This is a genomic window from Peribacillus sp., assembly GCF_059453735.1.
Genome location: NZ_JAZVJO010000266.1, coordinates 1 through 6,358 on the forward strand (window position 1 = coordinate 1; position 6,358 = coordinate 6,358).

The window sequence follows — 6,358 nt, forward strand, 5'->3', positions numbered from 1 at the left end:
TTCTTTCTCAATCACAATCACCTTTTGCCCTAGCTGCGATGCCCTAATTGCTGCGACATAGCCGCCAGGACCTGCTCCAATCACCAATGTGTCTGTTTGCTTCTTTTCCATGTCCAACCCCTCCAGTATGTAAAGTTCCTGCAGATGACAACGCTTGCAATAATACCTGCAGAAAAGAAGAATATTTCTCCTATACTATACTCTATAAATATTGCTCAATAATATCAATTTTTAGAAACCAACATGAGTAATTATTTCCACATTAGACTAGAGTAAGAGATGATAATACTTCTCTTATTTGTCGTTTCCAAGCTCTTTATTCATTCCATCAAGCCGCTTCAATCAGTCTTCCAGCCCCCGACAGTTATATTGCTTCTTGTATGAGACGGATTATTTATTGATTTTCTTCAGTTTCCTATAAACAAAAAACGTTGCCAATCAGAAAAAAATTCCGATGACAACGTCTCAGTGTCTTCTGCTCTATTATCCTTCTAAAAGAAGCTTTTCTGGATCCTCGAGCAATTCTTTCACCTTCACAAGGAATCCCACCGCATCCCTGCCATCTACAATTCGATGGTCATAGGAGAGGGCAATGTACATCATTGGCCGAACTTCTATCCGCTCCATATCAATAGCCACTGGACGATATTGAATAGAGTGCATGCCGAGAATTCCTACCTGCGGGGCATTTAGTATCGGCGTAGATAGCAGGGAGCCAAATATTCCACCATTCGTAATCGTAAACGTGCCTCCTTGTAAATCAGAAAGGCTAAGTTCTGCTTGACGAGCTTTCGTAGCGAGACCCATAATCTCTCTCTCAATCTCCGCAAAATTCATTCGGTCTGCATTCTTCACTACAGGAACGACCAGGCCTTCTGGCGTCGAGACAGCAATGCCAATATCATAATATTTTTTGAGAAGGAGTGCCTCCCCTTGAATTTCTGCGTTCAATACCGGGTATGCCTTTAATGCTCCGATTACCGCCTTAGTGAAAAAGGACATGAATCCTAATTTGACATCATGGGCTTGCTGGAACTCGTCCTTTCGGTTCTTCCTTACATTTATGACTGCACTCATATCGACTTCATTGAAAGTCGTCAATATGGCAGCCGTATGCTGCACTTCGACAAGACGTTTCGCGATTGTCTTACGCCTGCTTGACATCTTAACAATCTCAATCGGGTTTTCTGAACTGGCATAGAATGGTTGCTTTGATAATCGAGCGTCCCAGTCCCCCGATTTCCGGGATATTTCTTTTACATCCTGTCTATTCACACGTCCCATTGGATCAACTACCTTAATCTGACTAAGATTGATTCCTTTTTCACGTGCCAGCTTCCGTGCAGCAGGAGTAGCCATGACCGCCTTCTCCTTCGGCAAATCAATTAATGACACTTCCTCCTTCTTTATAGGAGTAGACAATGAAGCCTGGGGGACTTCCTTACACTCAGGAGAAGAAACCATATCTTCTGCAATTACTGCGATTATCTCTCCGACTTGGACAACATCTCCTGCTCCCTTTCTAACGCTTTCTAAAGTACCACTATACTCGGCGATAATCTCAACGTTTACTTTATCTGTTTCCAATTCGAGAAGGTAATCACCTTTTTCCACGTAATCACCCGTTTTTTTAAACCATTCACTAATTGTGCCTTCCGTAATGGATTCTGCCAAATCCGGAACTTTTACCTCGGCCATCTAATTAATCAATCCTTCCTTATTAAAACTCAACAGGCTTACTTGATCGCGAAACCCGCTTTCATTTCCGAGAAAACCTGATTTATTATCCGTTGCTGCTCTTTCTTATGGACAAGAGGGTCTCCCTCTGCTGGGCTTGCCATCTCCGGTCTCCCAATATAGGAGATTGATAGATGAGATGGTATTATTTCCATGAGATGTTTCTCCATATAACGGAAAGCCCCCATATTCTTTGGCTCTTCCTGTACCCAGATGACCTCCTTCAAGTTCTTATAACGATTAATGAGCCTCTTAATATCTTCTTTCGGGAAAGGATATAATTCTTCGACTCGAATGATATTGAGCCATTCTATTTTTGACCTTCCTTTTACGCTTTCAGCCAGTTCAATTGCGAGATGACCTGTGCAGAGCACAATTCGTTCCACGTTTTCTGGCACTGTACCTAACCCAGGCTGTTCAATCACCGATTGGAAAACACCATTCGTGAATTCCTCAATATAACAGGCGGCTGTTTGATTGCGTAATAAGCTCTTTGGTGTCATGATAATGAGCGGTCTAACCTCATCGCTTTTCAGCATGAAAGCCTGTCTTCTTAACAGGTGGAAGTATTGCGCTGCTGTAGTGAGATTAGCAACAGTCATATTATTTTCAGCGCATAACTGCAGGAATCGCTCCAGCCTTGCGCTGGAATGCTCAGGGCCCTGCCCTTCATAGCCATGTGGCAACAGGACAACAAGCCCGGATTTTTGCCCCCATTTCGCTTGTCCTGTTGAGATGAATTGGTCGAATAGTACCTGGGCACAGTTAGCGAAGTCACCAAACTGTGCTTCCCAGAAAACGAGCGTTTCTTTGGAAAATACGCTATATCCATACTCAAAGCCGAGCACAGCCTCTTCTGATAACACACTATTATGGATAGCGAAAGAAGCCTTGGCTGATTCCATTCCATGCATCAGGCAATATTTTGCTCCAGTACGATTATCTGAAAGAACGAGATGCCGATGCGAGAATGTGCCGCGCTCCGAATCCTCCCCCGTAATCCGAATAGGAATACCTTCATTCAAGATGGAAGCAAAGGCTAATGCTTCTGCATGACCCCAGTCCACCTTCCCTTTGTTCTCAAAAACCTCTTTTCTTCGTTCGAGAATCATTTGCACCTTCCTGAATGCCTCAAAATCCTTCGGCCAATCGAGAAGCTCTGTATTCAACTTCGATAAAGTCAGACGGTCTACCGTCGTATCTTCCTTTAAACTTGAATCTAGAGTACCATTCACCATCTCTTTAAGCGAAGGAATCTTCTCTTGCTCCTTGGAGATTCGAATATGGGCTTCTTTCAGTTTGGCGACCGTCTTCTCCTCAATTATTATCGCTTCCTCTGCTGTAATGGCATTCGAATCAAGCGCGTGCTTCCGGTAAACAGCTGTGATAGTGGGATGGACTCGTACCTTCTTATACATCATTGGATTTGTTGCCATCGGTTCATCCATCTCATTATGACCAAGACGGCGATATCCCATAAGGTCTACAACAATATCGCGATTAAATGTTTGACGATACATAAACGCCAAACTCATGATAGCCAGGCATGCTTCCGGGTCATCTGCATTCACATGGATAACCGGAATATTAAAACCTTTTGCCAGATCACTTGCATATTCGGTTGAACGAGATTCATAAGTCTCAGCCGTAAAACCGATATTATTATTGGCGATGATGTGAATGGTTCCGCCTGTATGGTAGGCAGCCGTCTGGGAGAAGTTCAAGGTTTCCGCTACACACCCTTGCCCAGGGAAAGCTGCATCTCCATGCACGAGAATGCACAAAGCCTTATCAAAATCTTGAGCCGGATATCCTTTGTTCGCCCGGTCTTCCTGCGCCGCTCTTGCATAGCCTTCGACAACAGAATTAGCAATCTCCAAATGACTCGGGTTATTACCCATAGTCACTGTGACTCTCTTTCCGTCATAAACTTTTTCTGCAATCGTCCCCATGTGATATTTCACATCACCTGTAGTACTCAATTCCGGTTTATTTCCTGGATAAGCGGAATGCTGGAATTGGGAGAATATCACTTCATATGGCCTATCCATCACATGAGCAAGAACATTCAGACGCCCACGGTGAGCCATCGCGATAACCACATGATTAATCTCTTCTTCAGCCGATAGTTTCACAACCTCATCAATGGCCGGAACCAATGTTTCAAGCCCTTCTATTGAAAATCGCTTTTGTCCGACATAATTTTTATGGATAAATTGCTCGAATCCCTCTGCAGCCATTAGCTGCTCCATTAACCTCTTTTTATCAATCAATCGGATGGCATCTTCCACATATCCTCGTTCGATATGCCCCTCAAACCATTTCTTTTCCTCATCATTAATGTGATCTATCTCATAACCTATCTTATCCATATACAAATCTTTGAGATAGGAAATAGCAGATAAACCATCTGCGCATTTCCCCTTCATTCCAGGCAAAATAAATTCCACTGGAATCTCTCTCACCTCTTCTTCTCTCAGCCCGTACGTCTTTATATCTCCAATGCCTACAGATTCTCTCCTTTCAATTGGATTGATATCTGCTTCAAGATGGCCTTTTTTCCGGATATTTGCTGCCATGTCCATGACAGCCATAAACTTGCTCATTCTCTGCATCCATTCATTGGCCGACAGCCCTGTTTTTTTCTTCTCGGAATCATCAGCTTCAGGAGAGTCCCATTGGCAAAATAAGCTTCGAAAGCTTTCATCCACCAGGCTTTCATCCGCGAGATAATGTTCATATTGTTCCAATAAATAGCCTAGATTCGGACCATGGAAATCCTTCCATGTAGTTTGGAGCATTTTAAATTGCATGTTACTTTTCCTCCCAGATTATTGTTAGAAAGGCTGCTTGCCTTATGATATATAAAAGTAGCCATTATGAATGCATTAAATTCCATAGCAACCGCGAAAGAATAAGACACAAATCAAAGAGCAAAACCACCGTGTCGCTAGACCTCCTAAAAGCTAACCAAAAGGCTCCCTTAGTTATAGGTGGATAGATGGTTCTAAATTGGAGTAAGGCCAATAAATATAGAAATTCCACTGATAACTGCTAGACGTTCTGAAAAATGACGAGTTCCTTGTACATAAATTGATTGCAACGGCCAGAATGGCTAACGCTCTTTGTCTTACCACCGGAGACCTTGCTAGATTTGTAAAAAATAATGATAAGAGATGAGATAATTACAGTAAATCATTTTTTGTTTATCTTTTTTCTGATAGCAAGCCATCAACGCAAGCATTCTGCTAATTTTCCAACAGTGAAATTATTCACAAAGTCAACCTCTCCAAAAAAGTACTTTTATGGTAAGAATATACTTCCAATAAATTTCTCTATCAAAAATAGCCCAACATAACCCCGCTCCTTAATAGGAGTGGGTCTATGTTGGGCAAAAATCTGATTAAAGTATCAAAAGAACGACAACAAAAAGCTAGTTAAGAAAATAAGGATATAACATACGAACTATCCAATTATTTCTGTCCTCTATGATAAACAATCTAAGCTTTTTAACTTCCAAACCTATTTAACAGCCTGTAGCGGAGGAGAAAACGGCTCATCCTTAGACATATTTTTTTGTATAGGCCTTGTTTTTTTCACTTGTCCGACAATATAAGAGCCAAATGGCAGAAGTGATATAATTTTAATTATCACCATACTAATTAGCAAACTACTAACAAAAAGTGCCCCTACTCTTGTTGATGTATGGTCAAAAAATCCCGCAAAATACGGAGCAATCAATCGTTGCACCTGCCAATGTAATAAGTAGATACCAAAAGAATAATTACTAATGATATTAATTATACGGTAATTAGGTATAATTTGTCCCCAAGCCAAAATCATTGCACTTGTAGCTAATACAAATAAGAGTAAATCAAATCTTTTCGATGATACGCTTATATTTCCGGCTTCATAGGATATATACATAACAACCATAGATGCTGCAAACAGGAGTACTGTAATCCATCTATACTTAACTAGCAGATTAGAAACAGTCTTATAATTTTTTCCTACCGCGTACGCAATCGTGAAGTACGCAAACCAAGCAAGGAAAGGAATATATACAGACATCCCATATTGACTACTCAGATTTGGGACAAGTCTTAATATATCTAGATAAAATACCATCAAATACATACTTAACGGGATCATCCAAGCCATTGAAAGCTTGAACTTTGTTACAAGGTAATGTAAAAAATAAAACTGAAATATAATAAGAATAAAGTATCCTTCAAATCTACCAAAAACAGCATTATCAATGATTTTCTGAGTTAGATTCATATTAGGGGAAAGATATAGTGAAACAAGTGCATCGATAACTGCAAAGGCTAAATAAGGAATAAAAATATATTGTATTCTTTTTTTCCAAAAATTCTTCGGAAGTGTAGTAGGGTACCTATTGGCTAAAATAATTTCTGATAAGATAATAAATGTAGGCGTAGCATAACATAATAACATTCTATAAAAATGATAGTTCTCAATATCTGGGTAACCAATGCTTTTACCTATTTGTGTAGTACAATGCAAAAAAACGATGCTTAGGCAAGCAATTACACGTAATAAATTCCATTCTTTAATCATAATAAAACCATCCATTACTTTTTAGTCTAGCCAATTGTAA

At 40.4% G+C, this 6,358-nt stretch carries 4 protein-coding genes; all 4 read right to left on the minus strand.

Features of this window, described 5'->3' with window-relative positions; all coding sequences use genetic code 11:
• The coding region (locus tag AC52RT_RS08445) for an FAD-binding protein (protein WP_495540334.1) at positions 1-111 on the minus strand (111 nt) is incomplete at its 3' end.
• 372 nt (positions 112-483) lie between these two features.
• A complete protein-coding gene (odhB, locus tag AC52RT_RS08450; RefSeq protein ID WP_495540331.1) occupies positions 484-1,698 on the minus strand; it encodes a 2-oxoglutarate dehydrogenase complex dihydrolipoyllysine-residue succinyltransferase in 1,215 nt (404 codons plus the stop codon).
• A gap of 38 nt (positions 1,699-1,736) precedes the next feature.
• Positions 1,737-4,550: a 2-oxoglutarate dehydrogenase E1 component gene (locus AC52RT_RS08455; protein WP_495540332.1), complete on the minus strand. Its 2,814-nt coding sequence runs from the start codon at positions 4,548-4,550 to the stop codon at positions 1,737-1,739.
• A gap of 709 nt (positions 4,551-5,259) precedes the next feature.
• Positions 5,260-6,318, minus strand: a complete 1,059-nt coding sequence (locus AC52RT_RS08460; RefSeq protein ID WP_495540333.1) for an acyltransferase family protein — start codon at positions 6,316-6,318, stop codon at positions 5,260-5,262.
• Positions 6,319-6,358 lie beyond the last annotated feature (40 nt).